At 68.4% G+C, this 21855-nt stretch carries 19 protein-coding genes; 6 read left to right on the forward strand and 13 right to left on the reverse strand.

Annotated elements, in window-relative coordinates; translation table 11 throughout:
- The first annotated feature begins 70 nt into the window (after positions 1-70).
- The gene (locus AC6LJ5_RS01015) at positions 71-517 is read left to right on the forward strand and encodes an SgcJ/EcaC family oxidoreductase (RefSeq protein ID WP_498139588.1); all 447 of its coding nucleotides are present in this window, start codon (positions 71-73) and stop codon (positions 515-517) included.
- A 163-nt stretch (positions 518-680) separates the two neighbouring features.
- Here AC6LJ5_RS01015 and AC6LJ5_RS01020 read toward each other — a convergent pair whose 3' ends face one another.
- The 9 genes from AC6LJ5_RS01020 to AC6LJ5_RS01060 are packed head-to-tail and all read right to left on the reverse strand — an operon-like array spanning position 681 to position 11513.
- Positions 681-1853 (reverse strand): CMD domain protein, encoded by a 1173-nt coding sequence (locus AC6LJ5_RS01020; RefSeq protein WP_498139589.1) that lies wholly within the window; start codon positions 1851-1853, stop codon positions 681-683.
- Between the two features lie 24 nt (positions 1854-1877).
- Positions 1878-3245, reverse strand: coding sequence for an acyl-CoA thioester hydrolase/BAAT C-terminal domain-containing protein (locus AC6LJ5_RS01025; RefSeq protein ID WP_498139590.1), 1368 nt, complete (start codon positions 3243-3245; stop codon positions 1878-1880).
- Between the two features lie 10 nt (positions 3246-3255).
- Positions 3256-4827, reverse strand: a complete 1572-nt coding sequence (locus AC6LJ5_RS01030) for an ABC transporter substrate-binding protein (RefSeq protein WP_103274885.1) — start codon at positions 4825-4827, stop codon at positions 3256-3258.
- Positions 4828-4886: 59 nt separating this feature from the next.
- Entirely contained in the window at positions 4887-5981 is a 1095-nt protein-coding gene (locus AC6LJ5_RS01035) for an ABC transporter ATP-binding protein (protein ID WP_498139591.1), read from the reverse strand.
- Entirely contained in the window at positions 5978-7003 is a 1026-nt protein-coding gene (locus AC6LJ5_RS01040; protein ID WP_498139592.1) for an ABC transporter ATP-binding protein, read from the reverse strand. The genes AC6LJ5_RS01035 and AC6LJ5_RS01040 overlap by 4 nt, the downstream gene beginning before the upstream one ends.
- On the reverse strand, positions 7000-7917 hold the full coding sequence (locus AC6LJ5_RS01045; RefSeq protein WP_498139593.1) for an ABC transporter permease: 918 nt from the start codon (positions 7915-7917) through the stop codon (positions 7000-7002). Before AC6LJ5_RS01045 ends, AC6LJ5_RS01040 begins: the two co-directional genes overlap by 4 nt.
- Positions 7914-8888: an ABC transporter permease gene (locus AC6LJ5_RS01050; RefSeq protein ID WP_498139594.1), complete on the reverse strand. Its 975-nt coding sequence runs from the start codon at positions 8886-8888 to the stop codon at positions 7914-7916. The genes AC6LJ5_RS01045 and AC6LJ5_RS01050 overlap by 4 nt, the downstream gene beginning before the upstream one ends.
- The gene (locus tag AC6LJ5_RS01055; protein ID WP_498139595.1) at positions 8885-10411 is read right to left on the reverse strand and encodes an NAD(P)-binding domain-containing protein; all 1527 of its coding nucleotides are present in this window, start codon (positions 10409-10411) and stop codon (positions 8885-8887) included. Before AC6LJ5_RS01055 ends, AC6LJ5_RS01050 begins: the two co-directional genes overlap by 4 nt.
- Complete coding sequence (locus AC6LJ5_RS01060; protein WP_392412272.1) at positions 10404-11513, reverse strand: LysR family transcriptional regulator; 1110 nt, start codon at positions 11511-11513, stop codon at positions 10404-10406. Before AC6LJ5_RS01060 ends, AC6LJ5_RS01055 begins: the two co-directional genes overlap by 8 nt.
- Before the next feature lie 336 nt (positions 11514-11849).
- Here AC6LJ5_RS01060 and AC6LJ5_RS01065 point away from each other — a divergent pair, with 336 nt between their 5' ends.
- On the forward strand, positions 11850-12218 hold the full coding sequence (locus AC6LJ5_RS01065; protein ID WP_212322219.1) for a hypothetical protein: 369 nt from the start codon (positions 11850-11852) through the stop codon (positions 12216-12218).
- A 41-nt stretch (positions 12219-12259) separates the two neighbouring features.
- Here the strand turns inward: AC6LJ5_RS01065 and AC6LJ5_RS01070 are convergent, their stop codons facing one another.
- Complete coding sequence (locus AC6LJ5_RS01070; RefSeq protein WP_498139596.1) at positions 12260-13891, reverse strand: diguanylate cyclase; 1632 nt, start codon at positions 13889-13891, stop codon at positions 12260-12262.
- Between the two features lie 192 nt (positions 13892-14083).
- Here AC6LJ5_RS01070 and AC6LJ5_RS01075 point away from each other — a divergent pair, with 192 nt between their 5' ends.
- Both AC6LJ5_RS01075 and ligD read left to right on the forward strand, forming a co-directional pair.
- Positions 14084-15661: an EAL domain-containing protein gene (locus AC6LJ5_RS01075; RefSeq protein ID WP_158658439.1), complete on the forward strand. Its 1578-nt coding sequence runs from the start codon at positions 14084-14086 to the stop codon at positions 15659-15661.
- Between the two features lie 97 nt (positions 15662-15758).
- On the forward strand, positions 15759-16688 hold the full coding sequence (ligD, locus tag AC6LJ5_RS01080) for a non-homologous end-joining DNA ligase (RefSeq protein ID WP_498139597.1): 930 nt from the start codon (positions 15759-15761) through the stop codon (positions 16686-16688).
- Positions 16689-16729: 41 nt separating this feature from the next.
- Here the strand turns inward: ligD and AC6LJ5_RS01085 are convergent, their stop codons facing one another.
- The 3 genes from AC6LJ5_RS01085 to AC6LJ5_RS01095 all read right to left on the reverse strand — a co-directional run bounded on the left by AC6LJ5_RS01085 (position 16730) and on the right by AC6LJ5_RS01095 (position 18284).
- Positions 16730-17146, reverse strand: a complete 417-nt coding sequence (locus tag AC6LJ5_RS01085) for a GNAT family N-acetyltransferase (protein ID WP_498139598.1) — start codon at positions 17144-17146, stop codon at positions 16730-16732.
- A 75-nt stretch (positions 17147-17221) separates the two neighbouring features.
- On the reverse strand, positions 17222-17608 hold the full coding sequence (locus AC6LJ5_RS01090; protein ID WP_498139599.1) for a DCC1-like thiol-disulfide oxidoreductase family protein: 387 nt from the start codon (positions 17606-17608) through the stop codon (positions 17222-17224).
- A gap of 61 nt (positions 17609-17669) precedes the next feature.
- Positions 17670-18284, reverse strand: coding sequence for a DUF2239 family protein (locus AC6LJ5_RS01095; protein WP_498139600.1), 615 nt, complete (start codon positions 18282-18284; stop codon positions 17670-17672).
- A 340-nt stretch (positions 18285-18624) separates the two neighbouring features.
- Here AC6LJ5_RS01095 and guaB point away from each other — a divergent pair, with 340 nt between their 5' ends.
- Both guaB and guaA read left to right on the forward strand, forming a co-directional pair.
- The gene (guaB, locus tag AC6LJ5_RS01100; protein ID WP_103274872.1) at positions 18625-20085 is read left to right on the forward strand and encodes an IMP dehydrogenase; all 1461 of its coding nucleotides are present in this window, start codon (positions 18625-18627) and stop codon (positions 20083-20085) included.
- Between the two features lie 102 nt (positions 20086-20187).
- A complete protein-coding gene (gene guaA, locus AC6LJ5_RS01105; protein WP_103274871.1) occupies positions 20188-21780 on the forward strand; it encodes a glutamine-hydrolyzing GMP synthase in 1593 nt (530 codons plus the stop codon).
- The last annotated feature ends 75 nt before the right edge of the window (positions 21781-21855 follow it).

Genomic DNA, 21855 nt, shown 5'->3' on the forward strand with positions numbered 1-21855 from the left:
GCTCCCGGGCCGATCGGGCTTGTGAGCCGCGCGGCGGGTGTTAGCGGCCTGACGGCCAAGGAGTCCTTGAATGCAACGTTCCACGCTGATCCTGTCTCTGGCGCTGTGCGCCATTCCCTACGCGGCGCAAGCAGAGACTTGCAAACCGACCACCGAGAGCGAAATCGCGGATCAGTTCGAACGCTGGAACGACATGCTCAAGACGGGCAATCCGGACAAGGTGGTGTCCATGTACGAGGACGACGCGGTGCTGCTGCCCACGATGTCCAACACGCCCCGGCTGACGCGGGACGCCAAGCGCGATTATTTCGTGCACTTCATGGAAAGGCATCCGGTGGGCAGCATCAACAGCCGGGCGGTGCGCATCGGTTGCAACGATGCCATCGCCAGCGGGCTGTACACCTTCAAGTTCGAAGACGGCCGTTCGGTGGCCGCGCGCTATACCTATACCTACGCGTGGAACGGCCAGGACTGGCGCATCACCAGCCACCATTCCTCGGCGATGCCGGAGCATTGAGCGGCGGATGGCGGCCGGCGGTGCGCAGGCTTGCCAGCCCGCCGCCGCCGTAGCGGTTTGGCATCCCGCTCCGGTCATGAGCGCGGTAGTGGATGTCCGGCGGCACGGCGCCGGACATCGACGGATGGGATGCCCGGCGCGCAAGGCGCCGGAACCCGCATGATCAGGCCGCCGCGTAGACCGGCTCGCCCAGGTTCAGCATCAAACGATTGGCCCAGGCGAAGATCGCATCCGAGTGCAGCAGGTCCAGGATCTCGCCGTCGTTCAGGCCGGCGTCCTTCAGGGCCTGGATGCTGTCGGCGTTGACCGATGCCGGCGCGTCGGTGAGCTGGATCGAGAACGCGCCGATGGCGAGTTCGCGCGCCGTGGTGCCGGCGGTGGCCGGGTTCTCGAACACCTGGGCGATGACGTCGTTGCGCTTGGCCAGCTGCTCGAAGCGCTGGGCGTGGACCGATGCGCAATACACGCAGCCATTCACCCGCGACACCACGGTGGCGCCCAGCTCGCGCTCGGCGCGCGACATGCCGCCGGGGGCGTACATGATGGCATTGAAGGCGGTGGAGCGCTGGCGCAGGATCTCGGGCTGGTGCACCAGGAAGCGGTAGTAGTCCGAGACCTTGGCCTTGGGGTGGCTTTCTTCCAGGATGGCGATCTGTTCGGGCGTGGCCTGTTCCAGGTCGACCACGTCCAGCCAGGCTTTCCATTCCAGCGATTCATTGGTGAAGCCGCGCAGCCTGATGGCGTCGCCGGGCGCGGTGGCGGCGGTGTTGGCCGGATGCGGCGCGGGCGGCGTGGCGGCGGCGCTGGCGGGGCGGCTGGCCTGGGCCTGCATTGCCTTCAGGCCGGCCACCAGCCGCACCTGGTACGACAGGAAGGCCACCAACTGCGACAGCGTGACCACGGCGGGCGTGGATACGCCGGCGGCGGGCAGGGTCTTGAGCGCGGCCTCGTCGCCCTCGACGGGCTTTTCGATCAGTTTGCGCGTGAATTCCAGGATGGCGGTCAGACGCGTGTCGGCGGCGTCCGCCGGCTTGCCGGTTTCAGCGACCTGGATATCGGCAGCGCTGGTGCCGGCGTCGATGGCGCGCTGGCGATAGTGCGCGGTCAGCTCGGGGGCGGGCGTCAGGCGCGCGGCATACAGTGCGACCAGCAGGCGCTCGGCCAGGGTCAGGCCGGGCAGGGCGGGGTCGAACAGCGCGTCATAGCTGCCCTGGGTGGCGGCGGCGACCTTGTCGCGTTGGTGGCGCACGGCGTAGGTGGCGTCGTCGGATTTCAGGCCGACGAGCTGGTCCACCAGATCCTGGGCGGCGTCGTAGACGATGGGTTGTTGTGCCATGGAATGAGTCTCCGGGTGTGTCGTTCAGCCGGCGCGGCCGGGCTGGGCCGTGACGTCGGCGTCGTTGCGCTGCGCGGACGGGCGGGCGTGGCCGCCGCTTGCCCGCGCCTTCACCGCCGCGTCCAGGAACTTCAGCACGCCTTCCCAGGATTCCTGGTCGGCGCGGGCGTTGTCTTTGGGATTGCCGCCGCTGGTGCTGATCTTGCCGGATACGGGGTGGGCATAGACCAGTTGGGTGGTGGGCACGTAGGGGAACAGGATGGAGTGGCCGCCGTTCTCGTAATCCAGCCACCGGACGGGATAGGGGTGATCCACTTCCGTCAGCTTGTCCCGCACCATCTTCGAGTACAGGCTGGACGGCCAGGAGCCGTCGTCGGTGGCGGACAGCAGCATGACCGGACCCTGGATGTCCTCGACCTTGATGCGGGCGCGGGCCACGGCGTCGGGGTCTTGCAGGGCGGTGAGGATGGCCTTCTCGTGGCGGTGCGGCGAGGGGCCTTCGTCGAACGGGGCCCAGGTGGCGGTGCGGTTGTTTTCCCAGACGTGGGGCAGGGGCTTGCCGCCCAGCAGCCAGGTCGGGCCTTCGCGGCCGATCTTGGGGTCGCAGGCGTTCTGGCCGCTATGGACCACGGCGCCGGGCACGTAGGCGACCACGGCCGACACTTCCGTGGGGAAGGTGGCGCCCAGCAGCAGTACCAGCTCGCCGCCGCGCGACTGGCCGCTGACGGCGACGAAGTCGTGCTTGGGCCGGACCTTGTCGCGCAGCCAGCGCAGGCCGGTCTGGAAGTATTCCAGCGGGGTGTTGGAGATGTAGTCCGACAGGCCCGGCGCCTTGAAATAGGCCAGCGCGAAGGCGGCGTAGCCGCGCGAGGCGTACAGCGCGGCGCGCGGTTCGTTGATGCCGCCGCCGGACCCGTTCAGGATCAGCACGGCGGGATGCGAGCCGGGCGCCGCGCCGGGCGGCAGGTACAGCGTGCCGACCAGGCCGTGCTCGCGCACGTCCTGGCGCGTCACGCCCTCGGCGGCCAGGCGCTGCGTGAACTGGCCCTGGACCTGTGCGCCGGCGGCGCGCGCCAGGACCTCGGTGACCAGCGGCTCGGTGACGGGATGGTTGAAGGGCTCGCGGCTGGGCGAGTCCACGGGGGACTGCGACCAGATCAGGCCCATGGGCGAGACGCCGGCGTAGTCGCCCGAGACGGGCGCGTCGCGCGTCAGGTCCACGCTGCCGTCCTCGCCCGCGACGAAGGCGGCGTGGCTTTGCCACAGCACGCCGTTGCGGCGGGTGAGCGCGGTGATCTCGACGGTCTGGCCGGGCGCGACGTGCTCGACGCGGATGCCGCGCGGCACGTCGATGAGCGCGTCGGCGGGCTGGATGCTCAGGGTGGGAACCATGGTGCCTGCCTTACTTGCCCGAGTCCTTGGTCACCATCATGGCGGCGGTGCGGTCGCTGGTCATGGGGGTGACTTTCAGGCCCTTCTTGGCGGCCCAGATGTTCTTGTAGTGGAACAGCGGGATGATGCCCACGTCGTCGGCCACCAGCTTGACCGAGTCGCGCAGGATGGCTTCACGCTTGGCCACGTCGAATTCCGAGGTGGACTGCTCCAGCGCGGCGTCGACCTTGGGGTTGCTGTAGTGGCCCCAGTTGGACGCGCCCAGGCCCTTCTTGGCATCGACGGTCGCCAGGATGTTGACCAGCGCGTAGCTGGCTTCGCCGGTGCCGTTGCCCCAGGCCAGCATGCTCATGGCGAACTCGTTCTTGTTGGCGCGGCCCGAGTACACGGCCCACGGCACCACTTCCACCTGGGTCTTCACGCCCACGCGGGTCCAGAACTGCGCCACCGCCTGGGCCGTTTCCGGGCCTTGCGGGTAGCGGTCGTTGGGCACGTGCATGGTCAGCTTGAAGCCGTCGGGAAAGCCCGCCTCGGCCAGCAGCTTCTTGGCCTGGGCCACGTCGTTGGGGATGTCCTTGACGTCGGGGTTGTAGCCGAAGGTGCCCTTGGGCATCCACTGGTTGGCCTCGGTGGCGGCACCCTGCAGGATGCGGTCGGCGATGGCCTTGCGGTTGATGGCCAGGTTCAGCGCCTGGCGCACGCGCACGTCCAGCAGCGGGTTCTTGTCCAGCGGCTTGCCGGCGTTGTCGGTGATGTACGGGCTGGACGCGGGGTTGAAGCTGGGTTGCAGCAGCATGACGCGCAGGCCGTCGTAGGGATAGACCGAGACGTTGGGCGCCTTTTGCAGCTTGGCCAGGTCGGACACCGAGACTTTGTCGATCACGTCCACGTCGCCGGCCAGCAGCGCGGCGGTGCGGGCGGCGGCGTTGTTGATGTAGCGGTAGTTGACCTGATCCCAGATCTGCTTGTCGCCCCAGTAGCCGTCGTTGCGCGCCATGACGACGCGGTCGCCGGGGGTGTAGGACACGAACTTGTAGGGGCCGGTGCCGACCATGGCCTTGCCCGAGTTGTAGTCCTCGGTGCTGGACTTCTCGCCCACGTGCTTGCTGACCACGTGCACCGAGGCCAGGTTCAGCGGCAGGTCGGGATTGGGAGCCTTGGTCTTGACGATCAGGGTCAGCGGGTCCTTGGCGCTCATCGAGTCGATGGTGCGCAGGTAGCCTGCGTAGGTGGCCACGCTGCCGGGCACGGCGCGGGCGCGGGTGTAGGAGTAGATCAGGTCGTCGGCCGTGAAGGGCGTGCCGTCCTGCCACTTCACGCCTTCGCGCAGCTTGAATTCCCAGGTCTTGTCGTCCAGCGGCTTCCAGCTGACGGCCAGGCCGGGTTGCAGCTTGTTCCACTTGTTCTCGATCAGCAGGTCCCAGAAGTGCAGGGCCACCGAGCGGTCGCCGGCGTGGTTGTTCAGCTGCGGATCCAGCGAGGACAGCGGGTCGGCGAAGCCGATGGACAGCTTGTCGGCCGAGGCGGCGGCGGACGCGCCCAGAAGGGCGGCGGCCAGGGTGGAGAGGATCAGGCGTTTCATGTTCGGGGTCCTTGGTGAGGGGGAACGGCAGGGGCTGGCGCCATGCCAGCCGCTTGCGATCAGTGCATGTCGTTCAAATGACAGGCGGAATGGTGGTTGATGGCGATTCCCTTCAATGTGGGAACCTCGGTCTTGCAGCGCGGCATCGCATGCGGGCAGCGCGGATGGAAATGGCAGCCGTCGGGCGGGTTGAGCGGGCTGGGGATCTCGCCCTTGATGGCGGTGAAGACCTTGCGCCGCGACTTCAGGTCGGGGATCTCGGCCAGCAGCGCCTGGGTGTAGGGATGGTTGGGGCGCTGGAACACCTCTTCCACGGTGGCGGTCTCGACCACGCGGCCCAGGTACATGATGACCACGCGGTCCGACAGGTGCTCGACCACGCCCAGGTCGTGGCTGATGAACAGGTAGGTCAGGCCCAGGTCCTCGCGCAGGTCCATGAACAGGTTCAGGATCTGCGCCTGGATCGATACGTCCAGCGCGGCCACGGCCTCGTCGCAGACCAGCATGGACGGCTGCACCGCCAGCGCGCGGGCGATACCGATGCGCTGGCGCTGGCCGCCGCTGAACTGGTGGGGATAGCGCTGGCGCAGGGCCGGATCCAGGCCGGCGCGCTGCAGCTGGGCGCTGACGTAGTCGTCGAACTCGCCCCGGCCGACCAAACCATGGATGCGCGCGGCCTCGCCCACGATCTCGTCCACGCGCAGGCGCGGGTTGAGGCTGGCGTAGGGGTCCTGGAAGATCATCTGGACTTTCAGGCGGGCCTGGTGCGCCTGGGCCGGCGTCATGTCGGCGGGGCGCAGGCCGTTGATGCGGACCTCGCCGCCGGACGGCGTGAGCAGGCCGGCCGCGACGCGGCCCAGCGTGGACTTGCCGCAGCCGGACTCGCCGACCAGGCCGACCACTTCGCCGGGCCGCACGATCAGGTCCACGCCGTCCACGGCGCGGGTCACGGCGGGCGGCCTGGACAGGCCGGCGCGTTGCAACAGGCGGCCGGCGGCGCCCACGGGGCGTTCGCCGAAGCGCTTGCTGACGTTGCGCAGCTCGATCAGGGGCGTGGCGTCGCCCTGCGTCGCCGTGGCGTCCTGCGCGTCGCGCGCCGGGTTGGCCGTGGCGTCGCGCCGCGCTGCGTCCGTTTGGCGCTCGGTGCCGCTCATGCCGCCACCTCCCGGATCTGGATGGTGGGGTGGAAGCAGCGCACGCGGTGGCCGGGCAGGGCCTCGCTGATGAGGGGTGTGCGGATACAGGCGGCGCTGGCGCGCGCGCAGCGCGTGGCGAAGGCGCAGCCCAGGGGCAGGTTGAGCAGGTTGGGCGTCATGCCGGGAATCTGGCGCAGCCGCTGGCCGCGCCGGTTGTTGCTGGGCAGGCTGTCGATCAGGCCCACGGTGTAGGGATGCTGCGGACGGTCCAGCACGTCGTCGACCGTGCCGTGCTCGACGATGCGGCCGGCGTACATCACGGCCACTTCGTCGGCCAGGCCGGCCACCACGGACAGATCGTGGGTGATCCAGATCAGGCTGGTGCCGTGCTGCTGCGCGAGCTTCTGCACCTCGGACAGGATCTGCGCCTGGATGGTGACGTCCAGCGCCGTGGTGGGTTCGTCGGCGATGATCAGGTCCGGCCGGTGCAGCATGGCGATGGCGATGGCCACGCGCTGGCGCATGCCGCCGGATAGTTGATGCGGGTAGGCCAGCAGCCGTTCCTCGGGGCTGGGGATGCCCATCATGCCGAGCGTGTCGCGGGCCAGTTCGCGCGCCTGGGCGCGGCTGACCTTGCTGTGGGCGCGCACGGTTTCGATCATCTGCGCGTCTACCCGCAGCACGGGGTTCAGCGTCATCATCGGATCCTGGAAGATCATGGCGATGCGGTTGCCCTGCAGCTTGCGCAGCTCGCGCGGCGCCAGCTGCGTCAGGTCGCGGCCCTGGAACAGGACCTGTCCGCCGACCACGCGGCCCGGCGCGTCGACCAGTCCCATGATGGAAAAGCCGGTGACGGACTTGCCCGAGCCGGACTCGCCGACCAGGCCCAGGATCTTGCCGCGTTCCAGCGTGAAGGACACGCCGTCCACGGCGGGCAGCGTGCCTGCGCGGGTGAAGAAATGGGTGCGCAGGTCGCGCACTTCCAGCGTCGCGGGCGCGGCGGCCGGGCGCGAGGCCGCGTCGTGATGGGCGGCGCTCATTTGTGGTTCCTCGGGTTCAGCACGTCGCGCAGGCGGTCGCCCACCAGGTTGATCGCCACGATGGTGATCAGGAGCGCGATGCCGGGATAGAAGCTGATCCAGTATTCGCCGGACAGCATGGTCTGGAAGCCGTTCGAGATCAGCAGGCCCAGCGACGGCTCGGTCACGGGCACGCCCAGGCCCAGGAAGCTGAGCGTGGCTTCCAGCGTGATGGCGCGCGCGATCTGCAGCGTGCCGATGACGATCAGCGGCGGCAGGCAGTTGGGCAGGATGTGCTTCAACATGATGCGCCAGTCCGGGATGTCCAGGCAGCGGGCCGCTTCCACGTATTCGCGGCGGCGCTCGACCAGGGCCTGGCCGCGCGCGGTGCGCGCGTAGTAGGCCCATTCCAGGATCACCAGGGTCAGCACCACGTTGCCCACGCCCTTGCCCAGGTAGGCCAGGATCATCATGGCCACCAGGATGGACGGGAAGGACAGGATCAGGTCCACCAGCCGCATGATCAGCGCGTCGGTCTTGCCGCCGGCATAGGCGGCCAGCAGGCCCAGCAGCGTGCCGACCACGCCGGCGATCAGCGCCGAGCCCACGCCCACCACCAGGCTGATGCGCAGGCCGTAGAGAATGCCCGACAGCAGGTCGCGGCCCTGGCCGTCGGTGCCCAGCCAGTAGCGGAAGGTGTCCAGCCCGTTCATGCTGCCCGGCGTCAGGCGCGCGTCCAGCACGTCGATCTGCAGCAGGTCATAGGGATTCTGCGGCGCGATCCAGGGCGCCAGCGCGGCGGCCAGGATCAGCAGCAGCGACACGGCCAGGCCGACGACGGCGGTCTTGGACGACAGGAACTCGGCCAGGTTGCGGCGCCAGGGGGATTCGCGGCGCAGGGCGGGCGTCGGGGTAGGTGTTGATGCCGCGCTCATGCCGAGGCCTCCAGCCGCACCCTCGGGTCCAGCACTTTATAAAGAATGTCCACGATCAGGTTCAGCGTGACGAACAGGCAGACCACCACGATCAGGTAGGCCACGATCACCGGGCGGTCCAGCGCGTTCAGGCTGTCCAGGATCAGCTTGCCGGCGCCGGGCCAGGCGAAGATGCTCTCGGTGACCACGGCGAAGGCGATGGTCGAGCCCAGCTCCAGGCCCAGCACCGTCACCAGCGGGATCATGGTGTTGCGCAGCACGTGCACGCCCACCACGCGAACCGGCGACAGGCCCTTGGCGCGGGCGAACTTGACGTAGTCCTGCGGCAGCACGTCGCGCACGCCGGCGCGCGTCAGGCGGATGACCAGCGAAATCTTGAACAGCGACAGGTTGAAGGCCGGCAGGATCAGGTGACGCCAGCCGTCGGCGGTCAGCCAGGACCACTGGAAGCCCAGCAACTCCACCGTCTGCCCGCGGCCGCTGGCCGGCAGCCAGCCCAGCGACACGCTGAAGGTCATGATGAGCATCAGCGCGATCCAGAACGTGGGCAGCGAGAAGCCCACGATGCTGCCCGCCATGATCAGCTTGGAGTACCGGCTGTCCGGATACAGGCCGGCCAGGAGGCCCAGCGGCAGGCCGATGAGCACCGCCAGCAGCATGGCGGCGATGGCCAGCTCGAAGGTCGCCGGCAGGCGCTGGATCACCAGTTCCACGGCCGGGATGTTGTAGACGAAGCTGTTGCCCAGGTTGCCGTGCAGCGCGCCGTTCAGGAAGCCCAGATACTGCTGCCACAGCGGCTTGTCCAGGCCCAGCTCGGCGATGATGCGGGCGCGGTCCACCTGGTCCACGTCCTGGCCGATCAGGATGTCCACCGGATTGCCGATGGCGTGCAGGCCGATGAAGACGATCAGCGTCATCAGGAACACCACCACCGCGGCTTGCGCGATGCGGCGCAGTAGCCAGCCGGTCATTTGGCGGTCTCCGTGGCGGCGGTGGCTGGCGCTGTATGCGTGCGGGCTTGCGTGGGCGCTGCCGCCGTTGCCGGCTGCGCGGATACGGCCGAGGGCGGTGGCGCGGGCGTCCATTCGTCGCCGAACACTTCCGGCTCGGAGAACGCTTCCATGTTGGCGTAGTGCGTGGCCACGTCCTCGCGGTAGAACAGCCCGGCGATGCCTTGGGCCAGGCGCTTCGCGCCCTCGCTGATGGCGGGGATGTCGCCCGACACCGTGCCGTGTGTCAGCGCGGCCGGGTACGAGAAGCAGTGCACGCGGTCCAGCCCGGGACAGGCGCCGGGCGTTTTTTCCTGCAGCTCGAAGGCGGGGCCCAGGTCGGGGGAGTCATGCAGTTCCTGGTCCTCGTCGCCGGCGGCGGGCGTGTAGCGGTCGCCCCAGGCGCGCACGTGCGGGGCCAGCGCGGCGAACTCCGGCCGCGCGGTCCAGTCGATGCGAAAGCCTGTCGAGAAGATCAGGAAGTCCAGCGCGAACTCGCCCTTGGGCGTGGTCACGCGGATCTCGTCGTCGACCAGCGCCAGGTCCTGCACGCCGCAGCCCAGGTTGAAGCGGGCGTTCGGGTGGCGCGACACGCGCAGCGTGCTGCCGCGCGGCGGCGGCACCTGGGCGGCGTTGATGTAGTGGCGGATCTTCCACTTCCAGTCGTCGGGCAGGTTCAGGTGGCCATGGGTCAGGCCGGGGTTGCCGGCGCCCTTGCCCTTGTTGATGCGCGGAATGTCGTCGCGGCGGATGAGCAGGTCGACGCTGGCGGCGCCGGCTTCCAGCGCGGTGGCCGCGCTGTCCATGGCGGACGCGCCCGCGCCCACCACGCCGACGCGCTTGCCGGCCAGCGTGGCGTAGTCCATGACGTCGGACGAGTGCGCCCAGCGCGCGCGCGGGATCTTGTGCGCGAAGCCGGGCACGTAGGCGCCGCCCAGGCCGTCGCGGCCGGTGGCCAGCACCACGCGGCGCGTCAGCACCGCGTGGCGGCCGGCGGGGGATTCGATATCGAGCCGGACCAGGCCGTCGGCGCGCGGCAGCACGGCCAGCACGCGATGTTCGTTGCGCACGTCCAGGCCCAGCACGCGGCGGTACCAGCGCAGGTAGTCCATCCATTGCAGGCGCGGGATCTTGTCCAGCGCGTCCCAGGCTTCCAGTCCGAACTGGGCTTCGAACCAGGCGCGGAAGGTCAGCGCCGGCAGGCCCAGCGCGGGGCCGGTCAGCTGCTTGGGCGAGCGCAGCGTTTCCATGCGCGCGGTGGTGGCCCAGGGGCCTTCATAGCCTTCGGGCGACTGGTCGAAGATGGGCGCGTTCACGCCCAGATGCGTCAGCGCGGCGGACGCGGCCAGGCCGGCCATGCCGCCGCCGATGATGGCCACGTCCAGCACGGGCTGGCCGTTTTCCAGGCGGGGCGTGACCCAGTTCCTGGCGGGGAGTTCGAGCCAGGACAGGTCCTGGCGCAGGCGCGTTTCCAGCGCGGCGAGGCCGGCGTCGGGCTTAGTCATGGCGGGGTGTTTCCGTATTGGGGGCGTCGGCGGCGCGGGCCGGGGCAGGCGCGACGGCGGCGTCGCCGGGGCCGTCGGGCAGGCTGGGCGCGTCGTCGCCGTAGACCGATTGCAGCAGCGCGCCGTGTTCGCAGGCGTCATGCCGGACGAAACCGGGCAGCAGCGCGGCGGCGGCCTCGGCCAGCGTGGCGGCGGCGGCCAGGCAGGCGGACGAGGGCGGTTGGGCCTGCGGCGTGATGACGCCGAAGAAAAATGGTATGTCCAGGTCGATGGAACGGATCGCCACGCCCGGCATGGGCGTGCCGTAGGCGGTGACCGGCTCCAGCACCGACACGCCCAGGCCGGCGCGCACGGCGGCCAGCGCGTTGATGGACGAGTTGGTCTCTATGGTGCCGGCGGCCGGCGCGTTGGCGGCCAGCGCGGCGTCCAGGCGGCGGCGCAGGCGGTAGGGGTTGGCCATGGTGATGAGCCGGCGGCCGGCCAGCGCCGACACCGGCACCACGTCGTGCGCGGCCAGCGGATCGTTTTCCGGCAAGGCGACCACGCAGGCGGCCTGACCGATCCAGTGCACCGTCAGGCCGCGATGCTCCAGCGGCAGGCTGGTCACGCCCAGCTGGGCGGCGCCGGTCAGCACCGCGTGCACCACGCGCTCGGGCGAGGCGCTGCGCAGCTGGATGCGGCCTGGGCCGACAGGGGCGGCTGGGTGCGGGTCTGGGGGGGCGGCTTGATCGGCGACGAGGCGGGCGGCGTCCGCGCCTGCCTGCATGCGCTGCAAGGCGGCGGGCACCAGGCCGGCGGCCAGCGCCGGCGTGGCGGCGATCAAGAGGGGCTGGGCCTGGCCGCGCGCGATCTCGCCGGCGCGCTCGCGGATCTGCCGCATGCCGGCCAGCGCCCGCTCCACGTCCTCGTACAGCAGGAATCCTTGCTCGGTGGGGGTCACGCGCGGACCGCTGCGGGAGAACAGGGCGTAGCCGATCTCGGCTTCCAGCTCTTGCAGCAGCCGGCTGATCGCGGGCTGCGATCGGCCCAGCAGGCGACCGGCGGCGGTGACGCTGCCGGTGGACATGACGGCCGCGAAGGCCTCGAGTTGACGCAGTTCCATCTGGCTTGACTTATGCTAAGGACGAATTCTTACGCTTGCAGTATGCGTCCGGCAAATAATTAAAGGGCATAAGTAAATTCCCTTTCTGGGGTTTTCCCTTGGAAACTCATTACTTTCAGTTATTTATCAGCGAGATGGGGGCGCCTGCCACGCCGAGGCGTGCGCGACTGCGTGCATTCTTTGGCCGGCCAGGGGCGTTGATCCGGCCTGTGGCAGGCGGGCCGCGCCTCGGGATCGGGCACAATGCGCCTGCCGCGCGAACTGCCGTAAGGAGAGTGGAAGTTGATGATCAGATATTGCTCTGCCCTGTTGATCTGCGCCTCGCTGGCGGGCTGCATGACCGTGCCAGTCGATGTCGAGACCGGGCCCAGGGCGCCTGCGTCGGCCTTTCTGGATCCGTCGCTGTTGCAGTCCGCGCCGGACAAGGGCGAGATCCGAATCGCGCGCGACGCGGGCGTTTCCGGGGCGGCCGTCAATGTGCTCATTTATCTGGATGGCAGACATGTGGTCAATGTCGATGCCAACCGGGTGGCGGTGCTGCGCGTGCCTGCCGGCATGCGCAAGATCGGAATCCAGTACTTCAACGTGTCCGAACCCGTCGAGTATCACGAGCTGCGGGTCGAACCAGGCAAGCACTATGACTATCGCATCAGCGGCACTGCGGGCTTGCTCATGGGCGAGTGGCGCTTCGAGCGTCTGAACTAGCGCCGGTGTCCGCTGCTGGCGCCCGGTCCAGCGCTCCGGGCCTATGACAGGGCGGCGGGCTCCCGGACCGCTCTGGCGCCTAGTGTCGGATTTGTCGCGCTCGAGGACGAGGCCATTTCGTAGCGGTTGCGCCCGGCGGCCTTGGCCGCGTACAGCGCGCCGTCGGCCTGCGCGAGCAGCGCTTCCAGATGCCTGCCGTCCCGCGGAAAGCAGGCGATGCCGATCGAGGCCGTGACGGATGAGAGGATGCCGGGATAGGGTTCGGCCAGCGCCTGGTTGAGCTTGCGCGCCACATCCCGCGCCGTATCCACGTCGGCGCCATCGAGCAGCACGACGAACTCGTCGCCGCCGAAGCGCGCCACGATGTCGGTGGCGCGCAAGGTGGCGCTCATGCGTTCCGCCGCGATCTTCAGCACCAGATCGCCCGAGCCGTGCCCCTGCGTGTCGTTCACCGCCTTGAAGTGATCCAGGTCCAGCGCCAGCAGCGCGGCGGGCCGGGCGCTGCGCTCGCCCGCGGCCAGCGCGCGGGCCGCCAGTTCGCAAAAGAGCAGGCGGTTGCTCAGCGAGGTCAGGGGATCGTGGTACGCCTGCCGGCGGGCCTGGGACAGCATGCGGGACGTGTGCAGCAGGGACCGGCCCAGCATGGCGGTCTCGCTGTAGCGGCTTTCGGGCACGTCGATGGCCTCGCCGCGTCCCAGCGCGATCGCCGGCGGGACCAGCGCCGCCACGGCATGCTCGATCCGGGTCGCCAGGCGGTAGGCCGCCCAGATGCCGGCGGCGATGATGGCCAGCCCGGCGCAGGCGCCCCAGATCAGTGAGCGCCACAGGTCCGCCGTCAGGGCGGACAGGGGCGCGCCGACCGCCACGGTCCAGCGTCCGTCGCTGCTGCGGCTGAAGGCGGTCAGCACCGGGATGCCTTCCTTGGTTTCGCTGCGCAGCGTGCCTTCGCGTTCGCGCGCGGCGGCGGCGGCCAGCGATGGCACCGCGTGCTGGCCGACGTAGCGCATTTCCTCGCGCGTGCGGCCCACGATCAGCCCGTCGTCGTCCAGCGCCGCCGCTACCCAGCCATCCGGCATGGCCTGCCGGCGCAGCGCCTGGCCGATGCGTTGCGGCCGGACCTGCGCGTACAGGCCATAGCGCACTTCGCCACTGATCTCTACGGGTATGCCGATGGCCAGCATCGGCTCATTATGCAGGGCGGTGCTGAACAGGCCGGCCATGACGATGTCGCGGCCGCGTCCCATCTTGGCCAGCGCCGCGTCGGACAGGGCGCTGCGGATCGCCGGCCCGGGATTGGGCATGCCGCTGTCGGCTAGCGGCACGCCCTGCGGGTCCAGCAGCATGTAGCCGTCCACGTTCTGCAGGCGCAGCGCGTCGCCCAGCCGCCGATGGAAGGCCGGCAGCGCGCCGCGTTGGAGTTCGTCCTCGGTGGCCAGGATGCGCAGGCCGGTTTCCACGCCGCGCAGCTCCCGTTCCAGCTCGCCCGCCAGACTGCGGGCGGAAGCCAGCGCGGCCTCGTATACCCGTTCCTTGCGCAGCAGGAAGTCTTCGTAGGCGGCGCCCGCCGCCACGAAAATCGTCGGCGCCGTACAGGCGATGCCGAGCAGCAGCAAGGCGCGCCGGATGGAGGGAAGCCGTCCGGCGGAGGCGGCGCTGCGGTGAGGATTCGTCATTTTTCTTCAAAAGCGCCAGTTTTCCGACCGGTTTGCGAGCATTTACGCGATTTTGAACACCATGCCGGGCTACTGCGCGGTATTATTTTGGCCTGCAACATTCGCAGTGCTTCTGATCACCATCAACAAGGCGTGAGATGGGGGGCGGTTCGAATGAGCAAGCTCGCGACGACACTTGTTTTGGTTTGCGCAATGCTGGTCGCTGCGGTGGTTCCCACATTCATGGGGATCGCGCTGCTGGACTATTTTGCGTTTGAACGGGCCAAGAATCAGGCCCAGACCGTGTCCAAGGCCGTGCTCAAGCGCGCCGACGACGTGCTGACCCAGCTGTGGGAGGTCAGCCGGACGCTCGGCGACATGGGCAACAGTCCGCCGTGCGCGTCCTTCGCCCGTGCCGAGATGGGCAAGCTGGTGCTGCAGTCGCCGCTGCTGCGCGCCATCGCGGTGCTGGACGGATCGCGCGTGGCCTGTTCCTCGCTGGGCCATAGCATGGACAAGGTGGATATCGGCCAGCCCGATTTCGTGTCCGTGCGCGGTGTCAAGGTCTGGAGCGACGTGGTGCTGCCGGCCGCGCCCAATCTGCACTACAGCGCGCTGGCCGATGGCGGCTATGCCATTTTCCTGAATCGCGGCGACTTCCTGGGCGCGGCGGAGCTGCTGGCCCCGCACATGACGCTGGGGCTGGCGTATCCGGGCACGGCGGCGCAATTCCTGGGCAGCGGCAACGTCGACCCCGCCTGGATGGAAGGCCTGGAAGATCGCGTGCCCGTGACCGAGGAGCGCGCCGGCGCCGTCGTCGCGCTGACGCCGTCGTCGAAGTTCTCTTTCTTCGCCATGGCGACCCTGCCCAAGCATGCCTATCTGCACGACATGGCGCTGACCCGATGGATCGTAGGCGTCACGGGCGCGCTGGCCGGGCTGCTGGTGTTCACGGTGATCTTCTGGCAGTCGCGGCGCGCGCTGGATCTGCGCACGCAGTTGCAGCGCGCCATCCAAAACCGGGATTTCTATCTGGCCTACCAACCCATCGTGGACCTGCGCAGCGGCGCCTGGGTGGGCGCCGAGGCCTTGTTGCGCTGGCGCCGGCCATTGGGCGCCGAGGCGATCGGCCCGGACATCTTCATTCCCGCCGCCGAACGCTTCGGCCTGTCCGGGGACGTCGCCACGATGGTGTTCGACCTGGCCCGCCAGGACATCCCGGTCATCGCCGCGCAGGCGCCGGATTTCTATGTGTCGCTGAACCTGGCGCCCAGCGAGCTGTGCTCGGGCAAGGGGCGCGCCCTGACCCAGCGCCTGCTGGAAGTGACGGGCCGCGACCCGAAGCTGGTGTTCATCGAGCTGACCGAGCGTGGCCTGCTGGAGCAGAACGCCAAGGAGCGCATCGAGGAATTGCGCGCGCTGGGCGTGCGGATCGCGATCGACGATTTCGGCACCGGCTATTCGAGCCTGGCCTATCTGGCGTCCTTTTCGCTGGACTACCTGAAGCTGGACAAGCTCTTCACGCAAGGCATCGCGGACAAGGGGCCGCGCCGGACGGTGGCGATCCAGATCGTCGAATTGGCCCGGTCGCTGGACCTGGACGTCATCGCCGAGGGCGTCGAAACCATCGAGCAGGCGATGGCGGTGTCCACGCATGGCGTCGCCAAGGCGCAGGGCTGGCTGTACGGACGCGCGGTGCCGCTGGATGAGCTGCTGCGCCGCTTGCCCGAAGGCTTGCGGCCGCCGCCGCGCGCGCCGCAACCCATCGCGCGGGAAGTGCCCGCCAGCTAGGCGCGGGGCGACGTGTTGTCTGTTTGCCGCGCTCATGTTCCTGACGGCGGTTCGGCGCCGCCCTGGATCGAGCGCGCGCCATGGAAAGGGAGGCCGGATGCCGGGCGAGCGAGGGCGACAAACACGACGGGAAGACGGCAAGCCCCATGCCGGCGGGCCGGGCCGGCTGACGCACGCGGAGCGCGTCATCGATCCCGCGAGCGGCCTGACCAAGGGCGACCTCGCGCGCTACTACACGCAGGCTGCTCCGTTGATGAGGCCCTATCTGAAGGGGCGGCCGGTCTCGCTGGTGCGCGCGCCGTCGGGCATCGGGGGGGACCTGTTTTTCCAGCGCCACATGGATGCCGCGATGCCCGGCGCGCGTCTGTTGCCGGAGTCCCTGTATCCGGGGCATCCGCCCTTGCTGGAGCTGCCGACGCCGAGGGCGGTGCTGGCGGCGGTCCAGATGAATGCCATCGAATTCCACACCTGGAACGCCGTGAAGACGGCCATCGACAAGCCGGACCGCATCGTGTTCGACCTGGACCCGGGCGAGGGCGTGCCCTGGGAGAGCGTCAGGCAGGCGGCCCGGGTGCTGCGCGCGTTGTTGAGCGAGATCGGGCTGGACGCGTGGCTCAAGACCAGCGGCGGCAAGGGCCTGCATGTGCTGGTGCCGCTGCGCAGGCAGCATGGCTGGGAAACCACGAAGGATTTTTCAGCGGCCCTGGTGCGGCATCTGGCGCAGGCCTGGCCGCAGTTGTTCGTGGCCAAGAGCGGTCCGCGCAACCGGGTGGGCAGGATCTACGCGGACTACCTGCGCAACGGCTTTGGCGCGACGACCGTGGCGCCCTGGTCGGCGCGGGCGCGGCCGGGCCTGCCGATCTCGGTGCCGATCAGCTGGGACGAACTGGAGCAGGTGCGCGGCGGCGCGCACTGGACCATCGCGGACGCGCGGGAGCGATTGGATATCGGCAATCGTCCCTGGGATGGGTATGCGCCGCAGGCCTTGGGCAAGGCCATGGCGGCGCTTGGTTCGCGTCCGTCGTGAAGGCGCGCCGGAGGGCGCGGCTGTCGCCAGGCAGGGCCGCGTCAGGGCGCCAGCGACTTCTTCATCGAAGGCGCAGGATGCCGCACGTAGTTTTCCTTTTCATAGAAAGGAATGGCGTCGGGCCGTGCGTCCAGGAACACCGCGCTCATCTCGCGGGCTCGCGCGTCCGCCTCGGCGTAGGCCATCAGCGCATGTCCCGCGCCGCTGCCTCGCACGGCCGCGTCCACCACCAGATCGTCCACGTGCAGGTGCGGGCCACGGGCCAGGGTGTGCACCGGTCGCATGCCCATGACGCCGACCAGCGCGTCGTTCAGGTAGGCGCCGACCAGCTCGTAGCCGCCATGCGCCTGACGGCGGGCGCGGCGCAGGAATTCCGCCTCGTCCAGGTTGCGCAGTTGCGCGATGAGCGGAAAAGCCAGGGCCCATTCAGCGGGCAGCAGTCTTCTGACGGAAATCATATTGGAGGGTGGGTTGAGTGGGAGGAGTGAAAGGCTGGCGCGCATCGAGTGGGAATCTGGCGCGCCAGGCGGGAATCAATACTGCATCTTGCCCTTGCCCATCAGCGTCAGCCCCAGATTGCGGCCGGCGCGCATGAAGGGATACAGCGCTTTGGACAGGCAGGGCTTGCGGAAGATGGCGGCGTTGATCTGGTTGAACAGGTCGCTACCGGTGCTGAGCAGGGCCAGCCGGTTGACGCAGTCGGCGCCCCAGTAGATCTTGCTGTCCCATTGCAGCAGCATGCCTTCGTTCAGGTCATAGCCCCGCGCGCGGAAATGCGCCGCCAGGTCGGGATGCTCGCGCATGTTCAGCACGTCCAGCGGGCCGATGGTCTTGCGCAGCTGCATCAGCTGCACATAGTTCGAGCAGAAGGGGCAGTCGCCGTCATAGAGCAGCAGGTTGCGGGCGGCAGGATCGGACATGGAGCGTCTCGTGGGGAGGGGGCGATGAGCATAGCGTAGCAGGCGCTGGCGCACCCGCGCCTCAAGCCTCGCCGCCGTCCGTTTCCCACGCCAGCCGCAAGGCATAGTTGCGGACATCCTCGGGCCAGGACGCGACCTGCTCCGCGTAGCGCTTGCGATCGTCGGCATACAGCGCGCGCGTGGCCTCCTCGAATCCGGGCAGGTTGCCGGCCAGGCTGCACATGAAGAGATAGGCGGCTTCCTGCCGTTCGCGCTTGCGGTCGCGGACTTCATTGTCGCGGCGCGCCTGTTCGACCAGCTTGCGCAGCGCCACCGACGCGCCGCCGGGCTGCGCGGCCAGCCAGTCCCAGTGGCGCGGCAGCAGCGTCACTTCGCGCGGCACCACGCCCAGCTTGGGGCGACCGCGGCCGCGCGGGGCTTCGGGTGTGGCGTCGTCCGACTCTGGGGTATCGGCGACAACTGGGGGCGGCGGCGCGTGGCGCGCGACGACTTCCTCGTCGGTGCCGCTCAGGTTCAGGTCGACCTGGTGGCCGGTCCTGTCGTTGAAGATCAGCACGGGGGCGGACGGCGAAGAGGGCGGGGCGTGCTTGACGGCGAGCGCTACGTCGGCCAGGGAGCCGGAGGCGAGGATGTGGTGGCCGGCGAAGGCGGTGTGGGTATCAGTGAGCTGGGCCATGAGCGGTGCGTCAGGGATGGATATGGATCTGGAGCTTGTCTGATTATGTTCCGGGTAAAACCAGCTGTCAATATTGCCCGGATAAAAATATGAGATGAACGCGTTGGCGTGCGTCGTCGTCAAGACGATGATGCGGGCCGAAGACTGCTCCAAGTCCGCATCGTCAGACGGGGATGCCGGCAAGCATGTGCCAGAGCGGAGAGCCGGGCAGCGCATGCCCAGCCGCTTCTTGCAGTCGCTAAGTGCTTGATTCACAAAGTTCCCCAAAATTTTCCTAGGGAGAACACCTAGAAAAAAAGCCTGCTCGGCGTATAATCTTGCTTTGCGCCCGGAGTTACCCATGCGTCTCGTACAAAAAGCGCTCACCTTCGACGATGTGTTGCTGGTGCCTGCGTATTCCGAGGTCCTGCCTCGCGACACTTCCCTGGCCACGCGCCTGTCTCGCAACATCACCCTGAACATCCCGCTTGTGTCCGCCGCCATGGACACCGTGACGGAGTCGCGCCTGGCCATCGCCATGGCGCAAGAGGGTGGCATCGGGATCATCCACAAGAACCTGTCCGCCGACGCCCAGGCCCGTGAAGTGGCCCGCGTCAAGCGTCACGAGTTCGGCATCGTGATCGATCCGGTCACGGTCACTCCCCTGATGAAGGTGCGCGACGCCATCGCGCTGCAGCGCCAGCACGGCATCTCCGGCCTGCCGGTGGTCGAAGGCGGCAAGCTGGTCGGTATCGTCACCAACCGCGACCTGCGCTTCGAAGAGAACCTCGACCAGCCGCTGCGCAACATCATGACCCCGCAGGATCGCCTGGTCACGATGAAGGAAGGCGCGACGCTGGACGAAGCCCAGGCCCTGATGCACAAGCATCGCCTGGAGCGCGTGCTGATCGTCAACGACGGCTTCGAGCTGCGCGGCCTGGCCACGGTCAAGGACATCGTCAAGAACACCGAGCATCCGGTCGCCAACAAGGACGCCCTGGGCCAGCTGCGCGTGGGCGCGGCGGTGGGCGTGGGCGCCGGCACCGAAGAGCGCGTCGAGAAGCTGGTCGCCGCGGGCGTCGACGTGCTGATCGTCGACACCGCGCACGGCCACTCCCGTGGCGTGCTGGAAGGCGTGCGCTGGGTCAAGCAGAATTTCCCCAAGGTTGAAGTCATTGGCGGCAACATCGCCACCGCCGCCGCCGCGCGCGCGCTGGTCGAGTACGGCGCCGACGGCGTCAAGGTCGGCATCGGCCCCGGCTCCATCTGCACCACCCGCATCGTCGCGGGCGTGGGCGTGCCGCAGATCACCGCGATCTCCGACGTGGCCAAGGCGTTGGAAGGCACGGGCGTGCCGCTCATCGCCGACGGCGGCATCCGCTACTCGGGCGACGTGGCCAAGGCCATCGCCGCCGGCGCCTCCGCCTGCATGATGGGCGGCATGTTCGCCGGCACGGAAGAGTCCCCCGGCGAAGTCGTGCTGTTCCAGGGCCGTTCGTACAAGTCGTACCGCGGCATGGGCAGCCTGGGCGCCATGACGGAAGGCTCGGCCGACCGATACTTCCAGGACCCGGCCAACAACGCCGACAAGCTGGTCCCCGAAGGCATCGAAGGCCGCGTCCCCTACAAGGGCAGCGTGCTGGCCATCATTTACCAACTGGTCGGCGGCATCCGCGCCTCGATGGGCTACTGCGGCTGCGCCACCATCGACGACATGCGCACCAAGACCGAATTCGTGGAGATCACCTCCGCGGGCGTGCGCGAGTCGCATGTGCACGACGTGCAGATCACCAAGGAAGCGCCCAACTACCGCGCCGACTGATCCACACAGTCAACTACAATGTCAGGCATCACGCACCGGCAGAATCGCAAAATCAGTCAGCGGTTCTGCCGGTGCGGTTTTATTTCCAATAGGTAGAGTCTCATGCACCAGCGCATCCTCATCCTGGACTACGGTTCGCAAGTCACCCAACTGATCGCCCGTCGCGTCCGCGAAGCCGGCGTCTATTCCGAAGTGCACCCGGGCGACGTCGACGACGCCTTCGTGCGCGAGCAGCTGGCCCAGGGCCTGAAGGGCATCATCCTGTCCGGCAGCCACGCCTCGGCCTACGAAGAAGGCTCCATGCGCGTGCCGCACGCCGTGTTCGAGCTGGGCGTGCCGGTGCTGGGCATCTGCTACGGCATGCAGTCCATGGCGCAGCAGCTGGGCGGTGTCGTCAGCTTCTCCGACCACCGTGAATTCGGCTACGCCGAAGTCCGCGCGCACGGCCACACCAAGCTGCTCGACGGCCTGGCCGACTTCACGACGGACGAAGGCCACGGCATGCTCAAGGTCTGGATGAGCCACGGCGACAAGGTCACCGCGCTGCCGCCGGGCTTCAAGCTGATGGCGTCCACGCCGTCCTGCCCGATCGCCGGCATGGCCGACGAAGACCGCAAGTTCTACGCCGTGCAGTTCCACCCCGAAGTCACGCACACCGTGCAGGGCAAGGCCATGCTGTCGCGCTTCGTCAACGAGATCTGCGGTTGCCAGGGCGACTGGAACATGCCCGACTACGTGGCCGAAGCCGTGGCCCGCATCCGCGAGCAGGTCGGCGACGACGAAGTCATCCTGGGCCTGTCCGGCGGCGTGGATTCCTCGGTGGCCGCGGCCCTGATCCACAAGGCCATCGGTGACAAGCTCACCTGCGTTTTCGTCGACCACGGCCTGCTGCGCCTGGACGAAGGCAAGCAGGTCATGCAGACCTTCGCCGAGAACATGGGCGTCAAGATCATCCACATCGACGCGACCGCCCAGTTCATGGGCAAGCTGTCCGGCGTGGCCGATCCCGAAGCCAAGCGCAAGATCATCGGCCGCGAATTCGTGGAAGTGTTCCAGGACCAGGCCGGCAAGCAGAAGAGCGCCAAGTGGCTGGCCCAGGGCACCATCTACCCCGACGTCATCGAATCGGCCGGCGCCAAGACCGGCAAGGCCACTTCGATCAAGTCGCACCACAACGTCGGCGGCCTGCCCGACACGCTGAACCTGAAGCTGCTGGAGCCGCTGCGCGAACTGTTCAAGGACGAAGTCCGCGAACTGGGCGTGGCCCTGGGCCTGCCGCCGCAGATGGTCTACCGTCATCCGTTCCCGGGTCCTGGCCTGGGCGTGCGGATCCTGGGCGAGGTCAAGCACGAGTACGCCGAACTGCTGCGCCGCGCCGATGCGATCTTCATCGAAGAGCTGCGCAATACCAAGGACGAGGCCAGCGGCCTGACCTGGTACGAGCTGACCTCGCAGGCGTTTGCCGTGTTCCTGCCGGTGAAGTCGGTGGGGGTGATGGGTGATGGGCGGACGTATGAGTATGTCGTCGCGCTGCGCGCGGTGCAGACGTTTGACTTCATGACGGCCGACTGGGCGCCGCTGCCGCATCCGTTGCTGGCTCGGGTTTCTTCGCGGATTATTAATGAGGTCCGCGGGATTAACCGGGTGGTGTATGACGTGTCGAGCAAGCCGCCTGCGACGATTGAGTGGGAGTGAATTGAGGTCCTTCAAGGACTATCGCCAAGTATCGAGATGTCTTCGTAAGCCCTTGATTCGAAGGAATTGCGACTT

It is taken from the genome of Achromobacter sp. 1011791174 (assembly GCF_059760925.1).